The 21,363-nt window shown below is 61.7% G+C and carries 21 protein-coding genes, 1 tRNA gene and 2 pseudogenes; 15 read left to right on the forward strand and 9 right to left on the reverse strand.

Annotated elements, in window-relative coordinates; genetic code table 11:
- The first annotated feature begins 18 nt into the window (after window positions 1–18).
- The 7 genes and pseudogenes from DZG07_RS15485 (at window position 19) to DZG07_RS15515 (ending at window position 7,164) form a co-directional block, all read left to right on the forward strand.
- Window positions 19–1,398 carry an aspartate aminotransferase family protein gene (locus tag DZG07_RS15485; RefSeq protein ID WP_119818404.1) on the forward strand — a complete coding sequence of 460 codons (1,380 nt, stop codon included), beginning with the start codon at window positions 19–21 and terminating at the stop codon, window positions 1,396–1,398.
- Window positions 1,399–1,572: 174 nt separating this feature from the next.
- Window positions 1,573–2,667, forward strand: coding sequence for an alcohol dehydrogenase family protein (locus tag DZG07_RS15490; protein ID WP_119818406.1), 1,095 nt, complete (start codon window positions 1,573–1,575; stop codon window positions 2,665–2,667).
- 149 nt (window positions 2,668–2,816) lie between these two features.
- On the forward strand, window positions 2,817–3,644 hold the full coding sequence (map, locus tag DZG07_RS15495) for a type I methionyl aminopeptidase (protein WP_119818408.1): 828 nt from the start codon (window positions 2,817–2,819) through the stop codon (window positions 3,642–3,644).
- A gap of 52 nt (window positions 3,645–3,696) precedes the next feature.
- Window positions 3,697–4,341 (forward strand): DNA repair protein RadC, encoded by a 645-nt coding sequence (gene radC, locus DZG07_RS15500; RefSeq protein WP_119821774.1) that lies wholly within the window; start codon window positions 3,697–3,699, stop codon window positions 4,339–4,341.
- 269 nt (window positions 4,342–4,610) lie between these two features.
- Window positions 4,611–5,015: pseudogene (locus DZG07_RS15505) on the forward strand (RNA polymerase subunit sigma-24); the annotation flags it as partial.
- 116 nt (window positions 5,016–5,131) lie between these two features.
- The gene (locus tag DZG07_RS15510) at window positions 5,132–5,968 is read left to right on the forward strand and encodes an alpha/beta hydrolase (protein WP_119818410.1); all 837 of its coding nucleotides are present in this window, start codon (window positions 5,132–5,134) and stop codon (window positions 5,966–5,968) included.
- Between the two features lie 206 nt (window positions 5,969–6,174).
- Complete coding sequence (locus tag DZG07_RS15515) at window positions 6,175–7,164, forward strand: NAD(P)H-quinone oxidoreductase (RefSeq protein WP_119818412.1); 990 nt, start codon at window positions 6,175–6,177, stop codon at window positions 7,162–7,164.
- A gap of 73 nt (window positions 7,165–7,237) precedes the next feature.
- Here the strand turns inward: DZG07_RS15515 and DZG07_RS15520 are convergent, their stop codons facing one another.
- The 3 genes from DZG07_RS15520 to DZG07_RS15530 are packed head-to-tail and all read right to left on the reverse strand — an operon-like array spanning window position 7,238 to window position 10,872.
- Complete coding sequence (locus DZG07_RS15520; protein ID WP_119821776.1) at window positions 7,238–8,644, reverse strand: coniferyl aldehyde dehydrogenase; 1,407 nt, start codon at window positions 8,642–8,644, stop codon at window positions 7,238–7,240.
- 50 nt (window positions 8,645–8,694) lie between these two features.
- Entirely contained in the window at window positions 8,695–9,600 is a 906-nt protein-coding gene (locus tag DZG07_RS15525) for an acetoacetate decarboxylase family protein (RefSeq protein WP_119821778.1), read from the reverse strand.
- 39 nt (window positions 9,601–9,639) lie between these two features.
- A complete protein-coding gene (locus DZG07_RS15530) occupies window positions 9,640–10,872 on the reverse strand; it encodes an NADH:flavin oxidoreductase/NADH oxidase family protein (protein WP_119818413.1) in 1,233 nt (410 codons plus the stop codon).
- Window positions 10,873–10,960: 88 nt separating this feature from the next.
- On the opposite strand from DZG07_RS15530, the gene DZG07_RS15535 reads away from it, so the two are divergent.
- Entirely contained in the window at window positions 10,961–11,386 is a 426-nt protein-coding gene (locus tag DZG07_RS15535; protein ID WP_119818415.1) for a MerR family transcriptional regulator, read from the forward strand.
- Here DZG07_RS15535 and DZG07_RS15540 read toward each other — a convergent pair.
- A complete protein-coding gene (locus tag DZG07_RS15540) occupies window positions 11,383–12,066 on the reverse strand; it encodes a type 1 glutamine amidotransferase domain-containing protein (RefSeq protein WP_119818418.1) in 684 nt (227 codons plus the stop codon). The two genes, DZG07_RS15535 and DZG07_RS15540, sit on opposite strands and share 4 nt — an antisense overlap.
- 263 nt (window positions 12,067–12,329) lie before the next feature.
- Between DZG07_RS15540 and DZG07_RS15545 the strand changes: the two genes are divergently transcribed.
- The 3 genes and pseudogenes from DZG07_RS15545 to DZG07_RS15555 form a co-directional block, all read left to right on the forward strand.
- Window positions 12,330–12,593 carry a helix-turn-helix domain-containing protein gene (locus DZG07_RS15545; RefSeq protein WP_119818421.1) on the forward strand — a complete coding sequence of 88 codons (264 nt, stop codon included), beginning with the start codon at window positions 12,330–12,332 and terminating at the stop codon, window positions 12,591–12,593.
- A 126-nt stretch (window positions 12,594–12,719) separates the two neighbouring features.
- Window positions 12,720–12,962, forward strand: coding sequence for a helix-turn-helix domain-containing protein (locus DZG07_RS24220; protein ID WP_119821780.1), 243 nt, complete (start codon window positions 12,720–12,722; stop codon window positions 12,960–12,962).
- Window positions 12,963–13,215: 253 nt separating this feature from the next.
- A pseudogene (locus DZG07_RS15555) lies at window positions 13,216–13,377 on the forward strand (JAB domain-containing protein); the annotation flags it as partial.
- Window positions 13,378–13,389: 12 nt separating this feature from the next.
- On the opposite strand, the gene DZG07_RS15560 reads toward DZG07_RS15555, so the two are convergent.
- The 3 genes from DZG07_RS15560 to tig all read right to left on the reverse strand — a co-directional run bounded on the left by DZG07_RS15560 (window position 13,390) and on the right by tig (window position 16,122).
- Window positions 13,390–13,917 carry a hypothetical protein gene (locus DZG07_RS15560; protein WP_119818424.1) on the reverse strand — a complete coding sequence of 176 codons (528 nt, stop codon included), beginning with the start codon at window positions 13,915–13,917 and terminating at the stop codon, window positions 13,390–13,392.
- Between the two features lie 164 nt (window positions 13,918–14,081).
- Complete coding sequence (locus tag DZG07_RS15565; RefSeq protein ID WP_119818427.1) at window positions 14,082–14,552, reverse strand: hypothetical protein; 471 nt, start codon at window positions 14,550–14,552, stop codon at window positions 14,082–14,084.
- 82 nt (window positions 14,553–14,634) lie between these two features.
- Window positions 14,635–16,122, reverse strand: a complete 1,488-nt coding sequence (gene tig / locus DZG07_RS15570) for a trigger factor (protein WP_091918865.1) — start codon at window positions 16,120–16,122, stop codon at window positions 14,635–14,637.
- A 347-nt stretch (window positions 16,123–16,469) separates the two neighbouring features.
- Between tig and DZG07_RS15575 the strand changes: the two genes are divergently transcribed.
- A tRNA-Leu gene (locus tag DZG07_RS15575) sits at window positions 16,470–16,554 on the forward strand.
- Window positions 16,555–16,573: 19 nt separating this feature from the next.
- On the opposite strand, the gene DZG07_RS15580 is transcribed toward DZG07_RS15575, so the two are convergent.
- Together DZG07_RS15580 and DZG07_RS15585 are read right to left on the reverse strand one after the other, a co-directional pair.
- Window positions 16,574–17,155, reverse strand: coding sequence for a GDYXXLXY domain-containing protein (locus DZG07_RS15580; protein ID WP_119818430.1), 582 nt, complete (start codon window positions 17,153–17,155; stop codon window positions 16,574–16,576).
- Window positions 17,155–18,270, reverse strand: a complete 1,116-nt coding sequence (locus DZG07_RS15585; RefSeq protein WP_119821782.1) for a DUF2157 domain-containing protein — start codon at window positions 18,268–18,270, stop codon at window positions 17,155–17,157. Before DZG07_RS15585 ends, DZG07_RS15580 begins: the two co-directional genes overlap by 1 nt.
- 237 nt (window positions 18,271–18,507) lie before the next feature.
- On the opposite strand from DZG07_RS15585, the gene DZG07_RS15590 reads away from it, so the two are divergent.
- The 3 genes from DZG07_RS15590 to trmFO all read left to right on the forward strand — a co-directional run bounded on the left by DZG07_RS15590 (window position 18,508) and on the right by trmFO (window position 20,775).
- Window positions 18,508–18,648, forward strand: a complete 141-nt coding sequence (locus DZG07_RS15590; RefSeq protein WP_091918859.1) for a DUF1127 domain-containing protein — start codon at window positions 18,508–18,510, stop codon at window positions 18,646–18,648.
- Window positions 18,649–18,711: 63 nt separating this feature from the next.
- Window positions 18,712–18,852, forward strand: coding sequence for a DUF1127 domain-containing protein (locus DZG07_RS15595; protein ID WP_091918858.1), 141 nt, complete (start codon window positions 18,712–18,714; stop codon window positions 18,850–18,852).
- Window positions 18,853–19,365: 513 nt separating this feature from the next.
- The gene (trmFO, locus tag DZG07_RS15600) at window positions 19,366–20,775 is read left to right on the forward strand and encodes a methylenetetrahydrofolate--tRNA-(uracil(54)-C(5))-methyltransferase (FADH(2)-oxidizing) TrmFO (protein ID WP_119818432.1); all 1,410 of its coding nucleotides are present in this window, start codon (window positions 19,366–19,368) and stop codon (window positions 20,773–20,775) included.
- Window positions 20,776–21,363: the final 588 nt, after the last annotated feature.

Genomic DNA, 21,363 nt, shown 5'->3' on the forward strand with positions numbered 1-21,363 from the left:
CACGCAAGGAAAACTGCCATGCTCGAACAGTCGAACGAACTCGCCGCCTGGGATCGCGACCACTTCTTCCATCCCTCGACCCATATGGGCACCCATGCGCGCGGGGAATCGCCCCAGCGCGTGATTGCCGGCGGTGAAGGCGTCTACATCACCGACACCACGGGCAAGCGCAGCCTCGATGCCTTCGCCGGGCTCTACTGCGTCAATGTCGGCTATGGCCGCCAGAAGATCGCCGATGCGATCGCCGAGCAGGCAAAGAACCTCGCCTATTACCACGCCTATGTCGGCCACGGCACGGAAGCCTCGATCCGGCTTTCCAAGATGATCATCGACCGCGCGCCCGCCGGCATGAGCCGCGTCTATTTCGGCCTCTCCGGCTCGGACGCCAACGAAACCAACATCAAGCTGATCTGGTACTACAACAACGTGCTCGGCCGGCCGGAGAAGAAGAAAATCATCTCGCGCTGGCGCGGCTATCACGGCTCCGGCGTCATGACCGGCTCGCTCACGGGATTGGAACTCTTCCACAACGCCTTCGACCTGCCGCGCGCGCCGATCCTGCACACCGAAGCGCCATACTATTTCCGTCGCGCCGACCGTTCGATGAGCGAGGAGCAGTTCTCGCAGCACTGTGCTGACAAGCTCGAGGAAATGATCCTGGCCGAGGGACCGGAAACCGTTGCCGCCTTCATCGGCGAGCCGATCCTCGGCACCGGCGGCATCGTGCCGCCGCCCGCCGGCTACTGGCAGAAGATTCAGGCCGTGCTGAAGAAATATGACATCCTGCTGGTCGCCGACGAGGTCGTCACCGGTTTCGGCCGGCTCGGCACCATGTTCGGCTCCGACCATTACGGCATGAAGCCGGACCTCATCACCATCGCCAAGGGACTGACCTCGGCCTATGCGCCGCTGTCGGGCGTCATCGTCGCGGACAAGATGTGGCAGGTGCTCGTCCAGGGCTCGGACAAGCTCGGCGCGCTCGGCCACGGCTGGACCTATTCGGCGCATCCGATCTGCGCGGCTGCGGGTGTTGCCAATCTGGAACTCATCGACGAACTGGATCTGGTGACGAATGCCGGCGAAACCGGCGCTTATTTCCGCAAGGGCCTCACGGATGCTCTCGCCGGCCACAAGCATGTCGGCGAAGTGCGCGGCGACGGCATGCTGGCTGCGGTGGAATTCGTCGCCGACAAGGATGACCGGGTGTTCTTCGAAGCCTCGCAGAAGATAGGCCCGCAGGTCGCAACCGCCCTTGCCGAGCGCGGCGTCATCGGCCGCGCCATGCCGCAAGGCGACATCCTCGGCTTTGCGCCGCCGCTCTGCCTGACAAGGGAAGAGGCGGATAAGGTGATCGCCGCTGCTGCGGACGCGGTGAAGAGCGTGTTTGCGAATAACTAGTTCTTGAAAGCCAGCGCCGCCCCTCATCCGCCTGCCGGCACCTTCTCCCCGTAAACGGGGAGAAGAAGGAAGCGGAAGCGTCGCGGGCAGCCTTCCTCTCCCCGTCACTATACGGGGAGAGGATGCCGGCAGGCAGGTGAGGGGCAGCGCAAAAACCAATCAGGAAGCATCAACATGCCCACCACATCCTCCCTCCCCGCCACCATGCGCGCCGTGCTGCTCACCGGGCACGGTGGTCCTGAAAAGCTGGTCTATCGCGAGGACGTACCCGTTCCCGCCCCCGCTCCCGGCGAGGTGCTGATCGAGGTCACCGCCTGCGGCATGAACAACACCGACGTCTGGGTTCGTCAGGGCGCATACGGCACGGAGGAAGACGCCGGCGCGGTTTCCACATGGCGCCGGCAAGGCAATACGCTGACCTTCCCCCGCATCCAGGGAACCGACAGCGTCGGCAGGATCGTGGCGGTCGGTGACAGCGTTTCGCCCTCCCGCATCGGCGAGCGCGTGATGGTCGATTTCTCGATCTACAACCGCGACGACGATAGCCTCGCCGACATCGACTATATGGGCCACGGCCGCGACGGCGGTTATGCCGAGTATCAGGCACTGCCGGCGGAAAACGCCCATGTCGTTGACACGGCGATGACCGACATCGAGCTTGCCACCTTCTGCTGCGCCTATCTCACCGGCGAGCAGATGCTGGAGCGGGCCGGCCTGAAAGCCGGCGAGCGGGTGCTGGTCACCGGCGCGTCGGGCGGCGTCGGCTCGGGCATCGTCCAGCTTGCCCGCGCCCGCGGCGCCATTCCCTACGCGATCGTCGGCCCCGGCAAGGGACAGGCGGTCAAGGATATCGGCGCGGAGGCCGTCATCACGCGCGGCGCGCCCGACCTGATCGCGGCGGTGAACGAGGCGACCGGCGGCCAGCCCATCGATGTCGTGGCCGATCTCGTCGGCGGCGCGATCTTCAACGACCTCTTGCGCATCCTGCGCCCGGAAGGCCGCTACACCACGGCGGGTGCGATTGCCGGGCCGGTCGTGCAGCTCGATCTGCGCACCATGTATCTCAAGCAGCTTCAGCTGCACGGCTCCTCGCAGGGCACGCGCGGCGATTTCCGGCGGATCGTGCGCTACATCGAGCAGGGTCTGATCAAGCCGCTGGTCGGCGGCGTCTACAAGCTCTCCGACTTTCATCGCGCGCAGGCCGATTTCGTCGCCAAGGATTTCGTGGGCAAGCTCGTCGTCGTTCCCGACGCGAAAGCCGATTTCTGACGTAACTTTGGGGTTGAATCGCCTGATTTGCCTGCGTCTTTCGGCCATTCCCACCCGGTTGGGGCTTGAAGCCGGCGCAATCCGGTGTCACATCAGGGGCTTACGCGGCCGATGCTCCTTCGGCCATCCGCAAGCTCTAGGTTCTATCGATGGTCACCTATCTGGACGCCGCCACGGCCCCGTCACGAAACACCGGACAGATCCGCCTCTATGGCGCGGAGGCGTTCGAGGGTATGCGCAAGGCCTGCAACCTCACCGCGCGCTGCCTGGACGAGCTGGCATCGATGGTCGAGCCCGGACTGACCACCAACGCCATCGACCGCTTCGTCTTCGAATTCGGCATGGACAATGGCGCCCTGCCCGCGACGCTGAACTATCGCGGCTACACGAAATCCACCTGCACCTCGATCAATCACGTCGTCTGCCACGGCATTCCCGACGACAAGCCGCTGCGCGACGGCGATATCGTCAACATCGATGTGACCTACATTCTCGACGGCTGGCACGGCGATTCCAGCCGTATGTACCCGGTCGGCACCATCAAGCGCGCCGCCGAGCGCCTGCTCGAAGTCACCCATGAATGCCTGATGCGTGGCATCGACGCGGTCCGTCCCGGCGCGCGCACCGGCGCGATCGGCGCCGCCATCCAGACCTTTGCCGAGGCCGAGCGCTGCTCGGTCGTGCGCGATTTCTGCGGCCACGGCGTCGGCCAGCTTTTCCACGATGCGCCCAACATCCTGCATTACGGCAGCGTCAACGAAGGCGTCGAAATGCGCGAGGGCATGATCTTCACCATCGAGCCGATGATCAATCTCGGCCGCCCGCATGTGAAGGTCCTGTCCGACGGCTGGACCGCCGTCACCCGCGACCGCTCACTGTCGGCGCAGTACGAGCACACGGTCGGCGTCACCGCTACCGGCTGCGAAATTTTCACGCTGTCGCCCGCAGGACTCGACCGGCCCGGTTTGTCTTCCTAATATCTGCATGGGGTTTGCCGCTTCGTGCGGCTGCATGCGGGGAAATGCGGGCATGATCGACGACCGAGAGGACGAACGCGGTTTCTTTGCCGAGCAGCCGCCGAAATCTCTGAAATCCGCCAAGCCTATTGATGAGAAGCCGCATTATCTCGGCCATCGCCAGCGCCTGCGCGAACGGTTTCGCGAAGCCGGTCCATCGGCCCTTTCCGATTATGAGGTCCTGGAGCTGCTGCTTTTCCGCTGCATCCCGCGCGCGGATACGAAGGAACGCGCCAAGTCGCTGCTGAAGCGGTTCGGTTCGCTGGCCGAGGTCCTCGGCGCGCCTGAGCATCTGCTGCGCGAGGTCGAGGATATCGGCGAAGGCGCGGCCATGGACCTGAAGATCGTGGCGGCTGCCGCGCAGCGCATGGCGCGCGGTGAAATCAAAGGCCGCGAAGTTCTGTCATCGTGGAGCCAGGTGCTGGAATATTGCCGCGCCGCCATGGCGTTCGAGGAACGCGAGCAGTTCCGCATCCTGTTTCTCGACAAGAAGAACGCGCTGATCGCCGACGAGGTGCAGCAGACCGGCACTGTGGATCACACTCCGGTCTATCCGCGTGAGGTGGTGAAACGGGCACTGGAGCTGTCGGCGACGGCAATCGTCCTGATGCACAACTATCCCGTTCAATACCCCACGGGCATTGTGGGTCACGCGTGATACCGGACAGCCACGAAAATGATACATTTTCAATGATTTATGGGGATCTCGAGTAGATCGAAGTGGGATGATAAAGTACCACTTTCTCTCGAAACCAAGTCCGCTCAACGAAATTTATAATTTTTCACATATTAACAACGGCTTATACAGTATCTTTTATACGATCGAGGCTGCCACGACTTCCCCATAGTTGGCAGCGGCTAGCTATCGCTACGTTCGACCGGCGATGGCCATCGCGAATAAGCGTATTGCCGCCTCGACATCATCCTCGCGCGATGATCCTGACGCTGACACCTGGTCCCTATCTGCTGCAGGCGATGATCGCCGCTTGCCATGCCCGCGCTGTGACCGCCACTGACACTGACTGGATCGCCATCGCCGCCTATTACCAGGCACTTGCTCTGGCGGCACCGTCGCCAATCGTCGAGGTCAATCGGGCGGTGGCGGTCGGCATGGCGTTCGGACCAGCCCAGGGCCTCGCTATCGCCGACGCGCTGAGGGACGAGCCGCGATTGAAGGAAACGCATCTGCTGCCAACGGTACGCGGCGACCTTTTGGAGAAATTGGGGCAGATCGCGGACGCTCGCGCCGAGTTCCTCCATGCCGCCGAATTGACCGGCAATGACAGGGAGCGCGCTTTGTTGCTCGCCCGCGCCAATTCTACCCCCTTATAGCGTCTTCTCAAGTTGGTGCCACATGCCTGCTGTGAGCGTCATCATCGGCGCTTGACCCTAAACCATGGTTTAATCTTACGATTGCAATCCAACGACAATAGCGGAGGACTCGTGACATGCCTTTTGTAACCGCAGCGGACGGGACCGAAATCTTTTTCAAGGACTGGGGGCCCAAGGACGCGCAGCCTATCCACTTCCATCACGGCTGGCCGCTCAGCGCCGATGACTGGGACAACCAGATGCTGTTCTTCCTGAACGAAGGATATCGCGTCGTCGCGCACGATCGACGGGGGCATGGCCGTTCCAGCCAGGTAAGCGACGGACACGACATGGATCACTACGCGGCCGATGCTTCCGTGGTCGCGGAACATCTAGATCTCAGGAACGCGATCCATATCGGCCATTCCACCGGCGGCGGGCAGGTCGCGCGTTATGTCGCGCAGCATGGTCAGCCGCAGGGCCGCGTCGCCAAGGCGGTGCTGGTGAGTTCGGTCCCGCCGCTGATGCTCAAGACCGACGGTAATCCGGACGGCACCCCCGTGGAGGTGTTCGACGGCTTCCGCGCAGCGCTAGCGGCGAACCGCGCACAGTTCTTCATCGACGTCCCCGCGGGTCCGTTCTACGGCTACAACCGCCCCGATGCGAAGTCCTCGCAAGGCGTGATCGATAACTGGTGGCGTCAGGGCATGATGGGCAGCGCGAAGGCGCACTATGAAGGCATCAAGGCTTTTTCCGAAACCGACCAGACCGAGGATCTGAAGGCTATCACCGTGCCGGTCCTGGTCATGCAGGGTGATGACGATCAGGTCGTTCCCTACAAGTGCGCAGCGATCATGCAGGACAAATTGCTCCAGAACAGCACCCTGATCATCTATCCCGGCTTCTCGCACGGAATGCTCACGGTCAACGCGGACGTGGTCAACGCCGACATCCTCAAGTTCATTCGCGGATAATCGAACGAAGCAAGCGCCGGGCTCGCCCCTTTGACAATCCTGATCGCGGAGGTTCGTACAGGCCTCCGCGATCATGTTGAAAGCCCACACAATCCCGTAGCGCAAAGGTCGTCCGCGGACCTCATGCATTGGGCTGATCAAGTCGTTCACAATTCTGATTTGAGGAAACTCGCGTGGCTACAGACACTGGCGCTATCCCGACTACGATGGTCGCCATCGAAATCGACCGTCCCGGCGGCCCGGACGTCTTGAAGCCCGGCACGCGCCCAGTGCCCGTGCCGGCCTCTGACGAGATACTGATTCGTGTCGAGGCCGCTGGAATAAACGGTCCGGATGTTCTTCAGCGAAAGGGCCACTACAATCCGCCTCCCGGAGCCTCGGACATCCCCGGGTTGGAAATCGCGGGCCGCGTGGCGGCGATTGGCGGATCGGTGACCGCATTTGCCGTCGGCGATCTCGTCGCAGCGCTGGTCACGGGCGGCGGCTATGCCGATTATGCGATCGCGAACGAAAAGGTCACTTTCGCTGTTCCGAAAGGATTGAGCATCACCGAAGCGGCGGCGTTGCCTGAGACGTTCATGACCGTCTGGCTCAATCTGTGCGATCGTGGCGGCTTCAAAGCGGGCGAGTCCGTTCTGATCCATGGCGGCGCGTCGGGGATCGGCACCACGGCGACGATGCTGGCGCGCCAACTCGGCGCGTCCAAGATCATCACGACCGTTAGTTCGCCCGCACAGCAGGAGGCGAGCCTGCGTCTCGGCGCCGACGTCGCGGTCAATTATCTCGAAGAGGATTTCGTTGCCGTCGCCAAGAACGCGACAGGTGGCGCCGGCGTCGACATCATTCTGGACATCATCGCCGGCGACTATGTTGCACGCAACTATGACTCGGCGGCGATGAATGGCCGTATCATGCAAATCAGCGTCCTGAAGGGACCGGCCAAGGATCTCGATCTATGGCCAATGCTTTTTAAGCGCCTCACCCATTCCGGCACGACGCTGCGGTCCCGAAGCCACGACGACAAGAAGGCCATTCTCGACCAGCTCGAGCAGCACGTCTGGCCGCTGATCGCAAACGGTCTCGTCAAGCCGGAGATTTATCGCACGTTCGCGTTTGCCGACGCGGTGGAGGCGCACGCCCTGATCGACAGCGGTACGCATATCGGCAAGATCGTCTTGCTCAACCCACCTGCCTGATGGCGATGGAAAGCGGAGGGAGACGACCTCTTCACTGATCCTTTCATCGTCCTGCTGCCCATTGCGACGGGGTCTATGTTTCCCGGGCGCGTCCGAGAACCCATCGAACCGCGAAGTCGGTCAGATTGCCGAAAGGTGCGCGCAGCAGGTTGGCGAAGTTCCAGCGGCCCTGAACGAACACGCCCTTCGCATGGCTCATCGCACGGAAGCCTTCGATGCCGTGATAGGCACCCATCCCGCTGGGTCCGACACCGCCGAACGGCAGGTCGTCTTGTGCGATATGCAGCAAGGTATTGTTGATGCCGACGTTCCCGGACGTTGTGCGCGCCAGCAGCGCGGCGCGATCCGCGCCCTCGGGGCCGAAATAGTAGAGCGCGAGCGGCCGTGGCCGCGCATTCACGAAATCGATCACCTCGTCGATCGAGGAATAGGTGCGCACGGGCAGAAGCGGGCCAAAAATCTCCTCTTCCATGATCGCGCTGTCGTCGGGCGCGCCGATGACGAGCGTCGGCGCAATCGTCCTCGTCCGGCTGGCCGCAGAACCGGGGTTCTTCCCCGCCTCCACAATGCGCGCACCGTTCTTCCGCGCGCCCTCGATAAGATCCTGCAGGCGGTCGTAATGGCCGTCGCTGACGATCGAGCTATAGTCCTTGCCCGTCGGCCCATCGGGATAGGCATCCCCCACGGTGGCGTCGAAGAGCGCGACGAACGCTTCCAGATCATCGTGGTGAAGCAACAGGTAGTCGGGCGCGATGCAGGTCTGGCCGGCGTTCGCGAGTTTTCCGAACACGATGCTCTTGACTGTCCGCGGCGTCACCTCGCCACGCCCCACGATCGCGGGACTCTTCCCGCCGAGTTCTAGCGTCAACGGCACGAGGTTGTCGCTCGCCGCCTTCATCACAAGGCGTCCGACCTTGGTGCTACCCGTGAACAGCAGATGATCGAATGCCAGGCCACTGAAGGCGGCGCCCACCTCGGGCCCGCCAAGGACGACCGCCACCTCCTCGGGAGCGAAGGCGCCCGCGAGCATCTCCCGGATCACGTGGCTCGTGCGCGGCGTCAGCTCGGACGGCTTGAGCATGACGCGATTGCCGGCCGCCAGCGCGGTTGCCAGCGGGATCATCGTCAACGAAAACGGATAGTTCCAGGGCGCCATGACACCCACGACGCCCCTCGGCTGATATTCGACATGAGCGCGGCCAGCCTTGTACGAGATCGCGACATGCCGTCGCTCTGGCTTCATGAAGCGCTTCGTATTGCGCAGCAGATAGTCGATCGCCTGTACTGTGACGACGATCTCCATGATCTCGGTCTCATAGTGTGAGCGGTGCCCGAAATCGGCGCTGACCGCTTCGTTGAGCGCATTGCGGTGGGCGAGAATGGCAGCGCGCAACCGCCGGAGCCCGCCCTTTCGCGCCCGCGTGTCCGGTGCGCCGGCATGCAGGAACGCTTCACGCTGTCTGGCAAGGAGCGACGCCATGCCGGCGGTAGCCTCCTCCTCGCCGCTTCGGGCCAAGTTGACGGCGCTCATCATGCGAAACCGGGAGCGTTCAGGGGCACGGGCATGTTGAGCACCAGTTGGACATCGCGCACGACGTCGAGTTGCAATATCCGCGATGCGCCCAGTCCATTCAACAGGTCGGTCATCGGCCCGCTATGCCGCGTCAACGTCACCTCACGGGGCAACGTTTTTTGGGCGAAGGACAGCGTGTTCGACTGGACCGTCGTGGTGTGCCAGCGCCCGTCGACCTGATGCACCATCGTGCTGCGGCCCATGCGCGATTGTGATGGGACTTTAGTGAACTTCGGAAGCGGCGCCTCCAGCGTCAGGTCGGGCGAGCCGTCCGTTGCAGCGATGCTTGCACGGACGTCGGCGCCAATCTTGACCGAAATCCCGGTCAGCCATTTTGGCAGCTGATATCCGAACACCCCGCGCACGCGCGCGATCTCGGTCGTTACCGGCAATGCCAGCACATGCGCGTAGAAGCTGCGTCGCTTCAGCTGTCCCAGCAGGTCAGCAATGCTGGAACCGCCTGCGCCGGGGCGGCGGACGACCACCGCGATCGAGACCTCGTCGTAAGGGTCATTGTCGCAGACCGCGTAGGAAAAGAAGGTCAGCGCGACGAGCCCGCGTCCCGGCCACGCGCGCAGCGGTTCCAACGGCATAGGCAGCATTGCTTGCAAGCGTTCGAGCGGCGCCGTCATCAGCAACTGAATCGTGCTGGCGCGATAATAGAAATTGGGCGCCCAGATCGAGCCGACGCGCGATTCGACCTTCTGCTTGGGAATGCGCCGAAACCAGTCGATGTTGCCCGCAGTTGGGTCGCGCACCACCTCGTTGAGGTCAGGATTCGAGCGAAAGCGGTCATAATAGCCGCCTCTCGGCACCAACAGTTTCTGGTCGGCAAATTCGACCTCAGTGAACTCTTCGGCCATCATCCTACGCCTTTTGTGAGGTTGAACTGTGGTTGAGGGTCAAGCCGCGCGACCGGCGATCCATTGACGGTATTGCCTTGCCCAGCGCCTCGCCTCGAGCTGCGCGCCGACGAGCGCCCAGACCGGCGACACGTTCGGCGCCGTCCGGCGGCCCCGACTCAGCCGGGCGAGCTGGTAGCGCACGGCCGACATATGTGCCGATGACGCCAGTGGCTTGTTCTTCCACGTGATCGGTTTCAGCGATGGTGCATCGTCACCGCCCCGCCACCAGTGGTTCGGCAAGTCCGGCCGGATCGCGATCGCTGTGGCAATCCCGGCCATCGCCACACCGCTGTCGATCACCGCTTCCGCAACGGCACGGCGCCGGATGCCGCCCGTCACCATCAGCGGCATGGTCGCGACTCCGGCAATGTCACGCGCGAACTCGAGGAAATAGGCCTCACGGGCGAGCGTGCGCTCGTCGCGCGACGCGCCCATCATCGCCGGCGCCTCATAGCTGCCTCCCGACAGTTCGACGAGATCCACGCCGAGCGGCGCGAGCATCGTCACGACGGCTCGCGCGTCCTCGGGTGAGAAGCCACCGCGCTGGAAGTCGGCCGAGTTCAGTTTCACCGCCACCGCGAAGCTCGGCGAGACCGCGGCGCGAGCCGCGCGCACGATATCGAGCAGTAAGCGGGCACGGTTTTCCAGGCTGCCGCCCCATTGGTCGGTACGATGATTGGCGAGCGGCGACAGGAACTGGCTGAGCAAATATCCATGCGCGGCGTGGATTTCGACGCCGGTAAAACCGGCGCGTTCCGCTAGCGCTGCCGTCGTCGCGAACCGGCGCACGACATCAGCGATATCCTCAGCGCTCATCGCGCGCGGCATCGGGAACATGCCCGACTGCTTGCCGAGGTCGAGCGCGATCGCCGACGGGGCAACCGTCGGCTGCTGCATCGATGCCGGCATCTGGCGGCCAGGATGGTTGATCTGCATCCACACCTGCGCGCCTTTCGCCCGAGCGGCGTCAGCCCAGATGCGGAAACGGTCGATGTGCCGATCGTCCTCCAGCACAACGCCCGCGGGCCCCGTCATTGCGCGGGGGTCGACCATCACGTTGCCGGTAATGATGAGCCCTGCTCCGCCATCACCCCAGGCGCGATAGAGGCGGATCAACTCGTCGGACGGCGCGTGGTCCGCGTCCGCCATGTTTTCTTCCATCGCCGCCTTGGCGAGGCGGTTCGGAATAATCGCACCATTGGGCAGCGAGAGCGGTGAAAAAAGAGACATTGCCAAGCTCCGAAAAAATATGCTTGGCATGTCCATAACCTTTGAGTTAAGTTTAAGGTCAAGCATTTTTTTTGAAATCGGGCGACATATGAAAATCGGCGAACTGGCAGCACGGAGCGGACTTACCCAATCGCGCATCCGCTTCTACGAACGGATCGGGTTGCTAACGGCGGTCGACCGCCGCTCGAACGGCTATCGCGTCTATCCGTCCCAGGCGCTCGCCGTCCTTGAGGTCATCGCGACCGCGCAAGCGGCAGGATTCAGCCTCGACGAAATACGCACGTTGATGCCTGGCGATCTCGAACATTGGGACCATGATGCGCTAATGAAGACACTGCGCGGAAAGGTCGCCGACATCGGCCGGCTTATGGAACGCCTGGCGCGGACGAAGGCGCGGCTCGAAGGGCTGATCGTCGAGATCGAGGCGCGGCCGGACGACATCGACTGCGCGGCCAATGCGCGCCGGGTCATTTCGAGTCTGTTCGAGAGCGAGAGAGCAAAAGCTGCGAGCTAAAGCAGTTCCACTACCCTTTTTGCGGTGGCCTTGGCGGAGAACGGGTTCTGACCCGTCACGAGCCGGCCATCGACCTCTACGTACGACACGAACGGCAACAGCGCCTTGTGATAGTTGGCGCCACGCCGCTTCATCTCCGCCTCGGCATTGTAAGGCATGTATTTCGCCACGCCCGCCAACACCTCCTCGTTCCACGAGAAGCCGGTGATCCGCCTGCCGACGACTAGCCGTGCCCCGCCCGACAGCCGCGTATTGAGGAGACCACAATAGCCATGGCACACGGCTGAGACGACTCCGCCACGATCCCATATGGCGCGCGTTATCTCCTGCAGCCCCTCGCTGTCGGGAAAGTCCCACATCACCGCGTGGCCGCCGGTGAAGTAAATCGCGTCGAATTCGGCGGGGTTGATCTCGTCAGGCCGGGCAGTCGATGCCAGCCGCTCCTTCTTCGCGGGATCGCTTAGCCATGACTTCGCCGACGCGTCCAGCAGTGGCCATTTCAGGGCTCGCGGCTCCAACGGCGACTGACCGCCTTTCGGGCTGACGATTTGTTGCTCTAAGCCCTTCGCGGCGAACAGGTCCCAGGCGTGGGTCAGTTCCGAAAGCCAAAGCCCGGTCAGATGTGATGGATCATCATAGTGCGCCACGTTGCTGACAACGTGCAGGATACGCTTAGTCATATCGTGCCGCCCAAACTTACAGGCCCCACCGATAACCTTGAACCACAATTCAAGGTCAAGAGCGAAACGCTTGTATCCTCGTTTGACGAGTTCGATCGGTGAGGCCGCTCAAACTTGCCCCCGGATCATCAGTCAGCCTCGCGTCACATGAAACGACGCCACACTAGGTCGCTCGACTTTATCGAGTGCATCGCTCTTGAAAGGGAAATCGTGGAGGTGCCCGCGCGCATGCCTCTCCGGCATGCGAAGCACGGAGACATCATATGCACTTATCCGATCTTTCAACACGTTATGTCCGCACAGACGAAGCGGCGCTCTTCCTTGGATTGTCGCCGCGGACACTCGAAAAGCATCGCACCTATGGAACCGGTCCAACCTACCGAAAACTTGGCAGCCGGGTGGTCTACGCGCTCGAAGATCTGAAGGCATGGGCAGACCTGGGCACGACGGGATCAACGTCCGATCCAAACAGCCAAACGGCCCGCCCCGCCGCGCGGCGAGCAGGCGAGGTTCGCCGCAAGGCATAGCCATGCCGATCGAATTCCCGGGGCGCCTCGTATGCAAGGGTCCGCAAATCATTGGGCGGCTGCGTGCCGCGCCTGCATTTGTGCAACAGGCTGTTGCACAACTTATCATTCTACTCTGGAGATACCGTGTCTGGTCCTGCTTATCTGACCTGCGAAGAGGTCGTCGAACGCTATCGTAACAAGGTCAGCGACGGTACGTTGCGAAACTGGCGATGCAAGAGAATCGGGCCGTCATACATCAAGATCGGCAAGGCGATCTTATATCCTACAGACGAGCTCGATCGATGGGATCGGTCAAACTTGACCGCGTGCAGGCGCATATCGTTCGCGTCCGCCGCCGCAGATCAATCTGAGGCCGAAACCAACTGAGATGGGGGCTGGCCTCAGAACGTAACGACTGCTGTCTGCAGGCTCATCGGAGGTCAGCCCTTGTTCGTGCAGTGGCGATGGGTCATGAAAGTCATGCGTCAGCGTGTGAGTCCGGTCCCTTGCGGGACCGGCCGGGAAGCACCGGAATTTCCATTAATCGAGGCGAATTACATACCCCAATTAACGGCTCCACTCCCACCAGAGCTCGTTTTAACATGTTGATTAATTTTCTGATTTTCGAGAACGCCGATAGGTGCACAACCACCCATCCGGCGACCCGACACCGTCGCGAGCCGACATCGATATGACCAAGCTGATCATCGAATCGGCCAAGCCGCTCGGCATTGCCGTGCACGATCACATCATCATCGGCAAGAAGGGTCATGCCAGCATGAAAGGCCTGCTGCTGATCTGACGATCCGCGCGCTTACGGCAGCGGCACGCCGCAAGATGCCGCAATCTTGGTCAGGGCATCCCTGATACCGGTCAAGTTGAAGTCGGCCTCGCCGTTGCCCGACAGAAAGCTGATGCGCCAGACCGCCCGAAACCGGCTGGCGCCCAGAAGGCGGGCAACAGCCGCATCGCCGTCCGTGTAAAAACTGCGGTTTTGGAAGCCAAGCGTCCATTGCTCGGAAAATGCGCTGCCGTCGATGCGCAGGTCGAGATCGATGGCCTGCCGCCTGGAAAGAGACTCCCTAAGCTGGATCGACTGCGTCCAACCGGGGTTCGCGCCTGCACGGCAACCGATTGTGAAGACCGGGTGATACTCGATGACGCGCGAGGAATCCGTGCTCATCGTGTTGGTAGAGAACACCGATGCCGTGAACTGGCCATTGCTGCCGTTGCCAAAACGCCATCCATCCGCCAGTTGCGCTCGCGCGGTGGTGGCCGCAAGCGCCCAAACGGTGATGAAAAGCAGAAAAAGCACGATTTTCGCAGTTGCGCGTGACGTCATACTTTCCCGTCCCGGAACCATTGGAATGCAATAGCGGCGAATGCAGCGGCAATTTAGTAGTGCGACGTTTGAGCGCGAACAAGCGCCTGGACGTCTGACGGCTGCGGAATGATTGCACAGCAATCAGGTGGATTCCAGCCGCATCAATTTGTAAAGGTGGGTCTCTATGCGGCTGCGAAGTCAGCGCGAGTGTCCATGTAGACTGACGGACTCGGCTCGCTTTTCATCATCGCCTTTCGCCAAGCCTCTTGCTCAGCGTTTATCAGAGCTAACTCCCAAACACAGGCGATAACAGGCCTTTTGACTGTGTCGATGGGATCGGAGGCAGAATACAGCTTCCGATAGATATGCTGACAAAGCACCGAACCCTGTATCCACCAGTGAACCGAGATGGAAACACCAAGCTCGCCAGGATGAATGATCACAAAGCCCATGCCATTGTCGTCGCCCTCGTCCGCGACACGCGGCAGGACGTCCTGTCGCACGAATGACTGCGCAAGGGTTACCATGGCTTGGTCGATCTTCTTGTTATCTGCGACAAGGCCATAGATCTTAAGCTTGAGATCGCCGATGTCCCACTGGCCCAAATTTGAAACACCGCGAGGATGATAGATCTCGATTGTTTCAGAATTCATTGGTTCCACTCCATTCAGCTCAAAGAAAAAAGGCCGCTTGTCTTACCAGCGGCCTTTTTCATGACGTCCCGTAAGCGTCGCCTTATTCGGCGTCAGCTTCCTTGGCCTTCTTCTTGGGAGCGGCCTTTTTCTTCGGCTCTTCGGCAGCAGCCTCGTCGCCGGCCTTCTTGTCGTCAGCCTTCTTGGCGGACGCTTTCTTGGCCTTCTTTTCCGGCTTGGCTGCGCCTTCGTCCTCGTCGTCGGCCATCAGCTCTTCCTTGCTGACCTTCTGGTCAGTGACGGAGATCTGGGTCAGCAGATGGTCGATGACCTTCTCTTCGAACAGCGGCGCGCGCAGGGTCGTCAGCGCGTTGGCGTTGTTGCGATAGAAGTCGAAGACTTCCTGCTGCTGGTTGGCCGGATAGCGGCGCACGAACTCGAACAGCGCGCGCTGCAGTTCCTCGTCCGACACCTGCACGCCGGCCTTCTCGCCGATTTCAGCCAGAACGAGGCCGAGACGCACGCGGCGCTCTGCAAGACGCAGATACTCGGCGCGGGCTTCCTCTTCCGTCGTCTCTTCGTCGGCAAAGGTACGGCCGGCAGCGTCGAGATCGCGGTGGACCTGGTTCCAGATGTTTTCGAACTCGGCTTCGACGAGCTTGGACGGCGCTTCGAAGCTGTAGCTCTCATCGAGCTGGTCGAGCAGCTGGCGCTTGACCTTCTGGCGCGTCATCGTGCCGAATTGGCTTTCGATCTGGCCGCGGACGATCTCGCGCAGGCGCTCGAGCGACTCAAGGCCAAGGCTCTTGGCGGTCTCATCGTTGATCTCGAGATCGCCGGGCTTGCCGACTTCCTTGACGGTGACGTCGAAGGTGGCTTCCTTGCCGGCCAATTCAGGCGCGTTGTAGTTTTCCGGGAAGGTCACGGTCACGAGCTTCTCGTCACCGGCCTTGGCGCCGATCAGCTGATCCTCGAAGCCCGGAATGAATTCCTTGGAGCCGAGCACCAGCGGCTGGTCATTGCCGGTGCCGCCGTTGAACGGCGTGCCGTCGATCTTGCCGACATAGTCGATCGTGACGCGGTCGCCTTCTGCAGCCTTGCCGGTCTTGGGCTCATAGGTGCGGGAAGATTCGGCGATGCGCTTGACCTGATCGTCGATCTCGCCTTCCGGCACGTCGAAGACCTGGCGGGTTACGGCGATCTTGGAGAAATCCTTGATCTCGATCGCCGGGATGATTTCGTAGGAAAGCTGGAACTCGAAGTCCGCGCCGCCGGCGAGGATTTTTTCGGCTTCCTTCTCATCCTCGGTCATGGTGACTTCGGGCTGCATGGCAGCCTTTTCGCCACGATCGGAGATGATGGTGCGCGTCGAGTTCGACAGGATCTCGTTGACGACCTCGGCCATGAACGACTTGCCATAGACCTTGCGCAGGTGCTGCATCGGCACTTTTCCGGGACGGAAGCCGTTGATACGCACCTTGTTCTTGGCGTCCGAAAGCCGCTCGACGAGCTTGGCTTCCATATCGCCGGCCGGCACGGTCACCTTGATTTCGCGCTTAAGACCGGAATTGAGTGTTTCGGTAACCTGCATCATAAAACCTTTGTTTTCACGAAAGCGGCTGAACAAACGGCGTCCTGCCGCTCAGCCTGCCGGAATTCTCGTGCCGGGGGTATTCTTTGGGCGGGTGAAGCAATTCAACCGAGGTGGCTCGCGCCGCCGGCGGAAAGTGCTGTCAGTCCATTCCAAGAATGTGGGTAAGTCTTTGTTTTTCCTGCTTCTTACCACATTCGTCCGAAGCGGACCTTTGTAACCCGTCACATTTGACACGCCTTTTGTCACACACGGACTTATTTTTCAACTCTCTTCGCACGTAAGCCGGTTCATCGTTCAATCGCGACATTGACAGAATGATGGCCACGTGAGATTGCGGGCGCAATGCGGATGTGGCGGAACTGGTAGACGCCCTGGATTTAGGTTCCAGTGCCGAGAGGCGTGTAGGTTCGACTCCTATCATCCGCACCAGTTTTCCAGCGGCCTTGCTTCAATAAAGCGGCTCCGCATACAACTTCGTCTCTCCGTCCATCAGCGCCTTGATCTGCGGCGTGCCGTTTTTGTCGACTGCGGCGAGTATGCCGAAGCTGCGCACGCGCATGTCGCGCTCGATCGCCAGCCCCTCGCCTTCCGGCAGATAAAACCGTTCGATGCCGTAATCGACGCGAAGCGTGGCGTTCTCGTCCATGGTCCAGCTGGATGAAACCTCGCCACGCAGTTCCACTTCGCCGTCCGCTGGCGGCGTAGCCGGTGCCTTGCCGAGCGACGCCGAAGTCGCGTTCCAGAAACCGTCGGCGTCCTTTTTGACGCGCACGAAGATCGGCCCCGCCGCTGTCCACGACTGGCCGGCCGGGGCGTTGGCGACCAACTTCGCCGGAATGTTCGAAATATCGTAGCCGAGCCGGACATAGTCGCCGCGCAGCAGGTCGCGCGGATCGACGGGCTCGACCTTGAGCAACACTTCCTGCCCGTTGCGCAGGATCGCCGCGCGCGACGCGATGATCCATGACAGGAAACCGATCTGCACCAGCGCCAGCGCGAGCGCGGATATAAGAAGCCTGTTCTTGGGCATTACGCGGCTCCCTTCTGCTCAAGCAGCTTGCTCTTGACGCGCTTCTCGACCCTGATGATGAAGAGCGCGATGATGCCGAGCACGATGCCGGAGGCCAGGAACAGCCCGGCCGTGTCGAGCATCGTGCCCAACATGACGACATAGACGTAGCAGAGCTCCAAACCGAAGCCGGCATAGGCGACCCAGCGGAGCATGCGGCTTTCGCGTCCGGCCAGCAGCAGGGCTGCCGCAATGCCGGCGAAGGTCACGAGTGCTCCGATAGCCAGGCCCGGCGTCTTGTCGACCATTTCGGCCTGTACCAGCGCCAATCCAGTGAGGAAACCTATCAGGCAGTGCACCGGCAGCCTTCGCCCAAGCTGCGCGATCTTCTCGACGGGATCACGCAGATAGACCGCTGCCGCAAACAGTGCCGCCGAGACGATCGCCATGGCAGTTCCGATGCCGGCGACGTCGTCGTAATGCACCGCCAGCATGCCCCCATATAATATGAGTGACAACAAGATCAGGTGGCGCGTGGTGCGGCTTTGCGTCCAATAGGACACCAGCCAGAGTACCACCGCGATGGCCAGGTAGAAAAACGGAAACCGGCCCCCGTCCCAATATTCGACCTGGCTCAGCACCATCCATGCGATTGCGATGCCGGCGGCAGCGATGGTGAGCGGACCGGAACGCAGGGCGGCAGCCGCCAACGCGGTCCCGAGACACCAGGTCATCACGGCGGAGGCCTCGTCGCCGCTGAGATGATACATCTGCCCGATCAGCGCGATCGAGCCGCCGAAGGCCGCTGCCGCGATCAGCCACAGCGCTTCGGCAATGGCGTCGCTGCCGCGCAGCTTGAGCGCCGCACCGCCGATATAACCGCCCAGGATGATCGCAAACAGGCAGGCGACGCGGACCAGGCGTGGTATCGCCTCCCAGTTCGAAGCAACCAGGAGCAGGATCGCCGCACCCAGCAACAGGGCTGCCATAACCGTGAGAATGAAGCCGAAACTGAACAGGTTGCTTTCGTTCGCCTCGACATCGCGCGATAACGCCTCGGCCGTCTGGGCGTCGATCAGGTCGCTCTGCAGCCAACGGCCGATGTCCCGCTTCACCCGTGACGAATAACCAGCCAACGCAACTCTCCCGATAAAGCCTGCGACGAAAAGACCGCCGAACAAGCCGTTGTTGTCATGGCTTTTTTAAGATTTGGCCACATTTGCGCCGCAGCCACTAAAATCGATTAATGTTGCAATGCACAAAACGCATTGCTGCCATGCGCCGATAGCACTTTTAAAATGTAACAGCCGGACATATTTAGGCTTCGTAAACAGCGATAAAGAAAACGAACCAAAGACGAAACGAGCACTACGATGAACCTGATCCGCAACTACCGCAACTGGCGCCGCTACCGGGACACCGTCTCCGAGCTGAGCCGCCTTTCGAACCGCGAACTGACTGACCTCGGCATCAGCCGCAGCGACATTCCTTTCGTTGCCCGCAAGGCCGCCTAACTGATTTCGAGGCCGATTGTGGCCTCGGCACTACCAAGACGTAAAGAAAGCAAGAAAAAAGAAATGAACATCCTTCGCAACTACCGCAACTGGCGCCGCTACCGGGAAACCGTTTCCGAGCTGAGCCGCCTTTCGAACCGTGAGCTCTCGGACCTCGGCATCAACCGCGCCGAAATCCAGTCGGTCGCTCGCCGCTCGATCTAATCTAAGGAATTTCGTCGGCACCTACCTCCTCCCAGGTCCCGACGGATGCAGTCAGCTTTCACCTCCTCCCGATCGCTGACTGGCCAAAACGACACCCGCCGCACCTCCTCCCGCGGCGGGTGTTGTCTCCCAAAGGGCCTTCGCACCCTATAAACGGCGAAAAGAATTTCGTCGGCGCCTACCTCCTCCCAGGTTCCGATGAATACGGTCAGCCTTCACCTCCTCCCGATCGCTGACCGATCAAAACGACACCCGCCGCACCTCCTCCCGCGGCGGGTGTTGTCTCCCAAAGGGCCTTCGCACCCTCTAAACGGCGAAAAGAATTTCGTCGGCGCCTACCTCCTCCCAGGTTCCGATGAATACGGTCAGCATCTCCTCCTCCCGATCGCTGGCCGATCAAAACGACGCCCGCCGCACCTCCTCCCGCGGCGGGCGTTGTTGTTTTGACGGTATGCCGCGACCCATGTTTCGGCAGAGATTGATTTCCCCCGGCCATCGGCCTATTCCCCCAGCATGACAACAAAACAGCTCCATATCATCGGCGGCGGTCTCGCCGGTTCCGAAGCCGCCTGGCAGGCAGCACAGGCTGGCGTGCCTGTCGCGCTCCACGAAATGCGCCCCGTGCGCGGCACCGACGCGCACAAGACCGACAGTCTTGCCGAGCTCGTCTGCTCCAATTCCTTCCGCTCCGACGACGCGCAGGCCAATGCGGTCGGGCTGCTGCATGCCGAAATGCGGCTTGCCGGCTCGCTGATCATGAATTCTGCCGACCTGAACCAGGTGCCGGCCGGCGGGGCGCTGGCCGTCGACCGCGACGGATTCGCGGCAGCCGTAACGGCGAAGCTCGAAGCCCATCCGCTGATCACCATCGTCCGCGAAGAAGTCACCGGCCTGCCGCCCGAGGAATGGCAGCAGGCGATCATCGCCACCGGACCGCTGACGGCACCGTCGCTGGCCGAGGCGATTGCCGAAAAGACAGGCGCCGACGCGCTCGCCTTCTTCGACGCCATCGCCCCGATCGTGCATTTCGACACGATCGACATGAACACATGCTGGTTCCAGTCGCGCTATGACAAGGTCGGCCCCGGCGGCACCGGCAAGGACTACATCAACTGCCCGATGGACAAGGCGCAATACGAAGCCTTCATCCAGGCGCTGATCGATGGCGGCAAGACCGAGTTCAAGCAGTGGGAAGGCACGCCCTATTTCGACGGCTGCCTGCCGATCGAGGTGATGGCCGAGCGCGGCCCCGAGACCGCGCGCCACGGCCCGATGAAGCCGATGGGCCTCACCAATGCGCACAATCCGGACGTCAAGGCCTATGCCGTCGTGCAGCTGCGGCAGGACAATGCGCTGGGCACGCTCTACAACATGGTCGGCTTCCAGACCAAGCTGAAGCATGCCGAGCAGGTGCGCATCTTCCGCATGATCCCAGGACTGGAAAATGCCGATTTCGCCCGGCTCGGCGGCCTGCACCGCAACACCTACATCAATTCACCGACGCTGCTCGATGAAACGCTCCAGCTCAAGGGCCGCACCGGCCTGCGCTTTGCCGGACAGATCACCGGCTGCGAAGGCTATGTCGAATCCGCCGCCATCGGCCTGCTCGCCGGCCGTTTCGCCGCCGCCGAGCTTCTCGGCCAGCAGGTGTCACCACCGCCGGTCACCACCGCATTCGGCGCTCTGCTCAACCACATCACCGGCGGCCACATCGTCTCCGACGACGAGCCGGGAAAGCGCTCGTTCCAGCCGATGAACGTCAATTTCGGCCTGTTTCCGGCAGTCGAAGCGCCGAAATCCGAAGGCAAGCGCCTGCGCGGCAAGGACAAGATCGTCGCCAAACGCCACGCCATCACCTCGCGCGCGCTGGCCGATTGCCGCGATTGGCTCGGCATTGCGCCGGAAGCGCAAGCCGCCGAGTAAGCGGCCATGTACCGGGCAGCTGATCGGCGATTGCGGCCCGACCTGGCAGGATATTGGCGGCCCGGTCCTGACGGTGACACCCCTGCGCCGCCGAAGCTCCTTTCCATTCAGGCATGGGTCCCGGGTCCCGCATTCGCTCCGCTCATGCTGCGCCCGGGATGACGAAGGGAGGGACCGTCAACCCTGGCGATGGGCGGCGCCAACCATGAAGTTTCGTCATCCCGGAAACCGGAGCGAAGCGAAGGTTATCCGGGACCCATTCCGAGCATCGGCAAGCACGGCCCCGTCCTAATGTTGACGCGCGTTCTGCACCGCCGAAGCTCGTCTCCGTTCCGGCATGGATTCCCGACACTCTCCGCTCGTTCCTCGCTCACGAGGTCGAGAATGACGAATTGCATTTAGGCTTGCCGCTAATCTCAAGCGTTGGCCGCTTGGCGCTGGCGGTTTGGCGCTGGCGGTTTGACGTTGGCGGTTTGGCGTTGGCGTTTGGCGTTGACGGTTTGCGAAAGCAGCAAATAACAAGCTCGTCATCCCGGGCGCAGCATGAGCGAAGCGAATGCGAAGAACCCGGGGATCCATGCCGGAACA

Origin of the sequence: Mesorhizobium sp. DCY119, from assembly GCF_003590645.1 — a bacterium.
Classification (GTDB): Bacteria; Pseudomonadota; Alphaproteobacteria; order Rhizobiales; family Rhizobiaceae; genus Mesorhizobium_M.

Coding starts and splice junctions, on each gene's coding strand:
- DZG07_RS15490 (WP_119818406.1), top strand. CDS start 1,573: ATGCCCACCACATCCTCCCTCCCCGCCACCATGCGCGCCGTGCTGCTC.
- DZG07_RS15560 (WP_119818424.1), bottom strand. CDS start 13,917: ATGACGTCACGCGCAACTGCGAAAATCGTGCTTTTTCTGCTTTTCATC.
- DZG07_RS15545 (WP_119818421.1), top strand. CDS start 12,330: ATGCACTTATCCGATCTTTCAACACGTTATGTCCGCACAGACGAAGCG.
- DZG07_RS15515 (WP_119818412.1), top strand. CDS start 6,175: ATGGTCGCCATCGAAATCGACCGTCCCGGCGGCCCGGACGTCTTGAAG.
- DZG07_RS15535 (WP_119818415.1), top strand. CDS start 10,961: ATGAAAATCGGCGAACTGGCAGCACGGAGCGGACTTACCCAATCGCGC.
- DZG07_RS15520 (WP_119821776.1), bottom strand. CDS start 8,644: ATGGCGTCGCTCCTTGCCAGACAGCGTGAAGCGTTCCTGCATGCCGGC.
- DZG07_RS15530 (WP_119818413.1), bottom strand. CDS start 10,872: ATGTCTCTTTTTTCACCGCTCTCGCTGCCCAATGGTGCGATTATTCCG.
- map (WP_119818408.1), top strand. CDS start 2,817: ATGGTCACCTATCTGGACGCCGCCACGGCCCCGTCACGAAACACCGGA.
- DZG07_RS15485 (WP_119818404.1), top strand. CDS start 19: ATGCTCGAACAGTCGAACGAACTCGCCGCCTGGGATCGCGACCACTTC.
- DZG07_RS15590 (WP_091918859.1), top strand. CDS start 18,508: ATGAACCTGATCCGCAACTACCGCAACTGGCGCCGCTACCGGGACACC.
- tig (WP_091918865.1), bottom strand. CDS start 16,122: ATGCAGGTTACCGAAACACTCAATTCCGGTCTTAAGCGCGAAATCAAG.
- radC (WP_119821774.1), top strand. CDS start 3,697: ATGATCGACGACCGAGAGGACGAACGCGGTTTCTTTGCCGAGCAGCCG.
- DZG07_RS15580 (WP_119818430.1), bottom strand. CDS start 17,155: ATGCCCAAGAACAGGCTTCTTATATCCGCGCTCGCGCTGGCGCTGGTG.
- DZG07_RS15595 (WP_091918858.1), top strand. CDS start 18,712: ATGAACATCCTTCGCAACTACCGCAACTGGCGCCGCTACCGGGAAACC.
- DZG07_RS15525 (WP_119821778.1), bottom strand. CDS start 9,600: ATGGCCGAAGAGTTCACTGAGGTCGAATTTGCCGACCAGAAACTGTTG.
- DZG07_RS15540 (WP_119818418.1), bottom strand. CDS start 12,066: ATGACTAAGCGTATCCTGCACGTTGTCAGCAACGTGGCGCACTATGAT.
- trmFO (WP_119818432.1), top strand. CDS start 19,366: ATGACAACAAAACAGCTCCATATCATCGGCGGCGGTCTCGCCGGTTCC.
- DZG07_RS15510 (WP_119818410.1), top strand. CDS start 5,132: ATGCCTTTTGTAACCGCAGCGGACGGGACCGAAATCTTTTTCAAGGAC.
- DZG07_RS15565 (WP_119818427.1), bottom strand. CDS start 14,552: ATGAATTCTGAAACAATCGAGATCTATCATCCTCGCGGTGTTTCAAAT.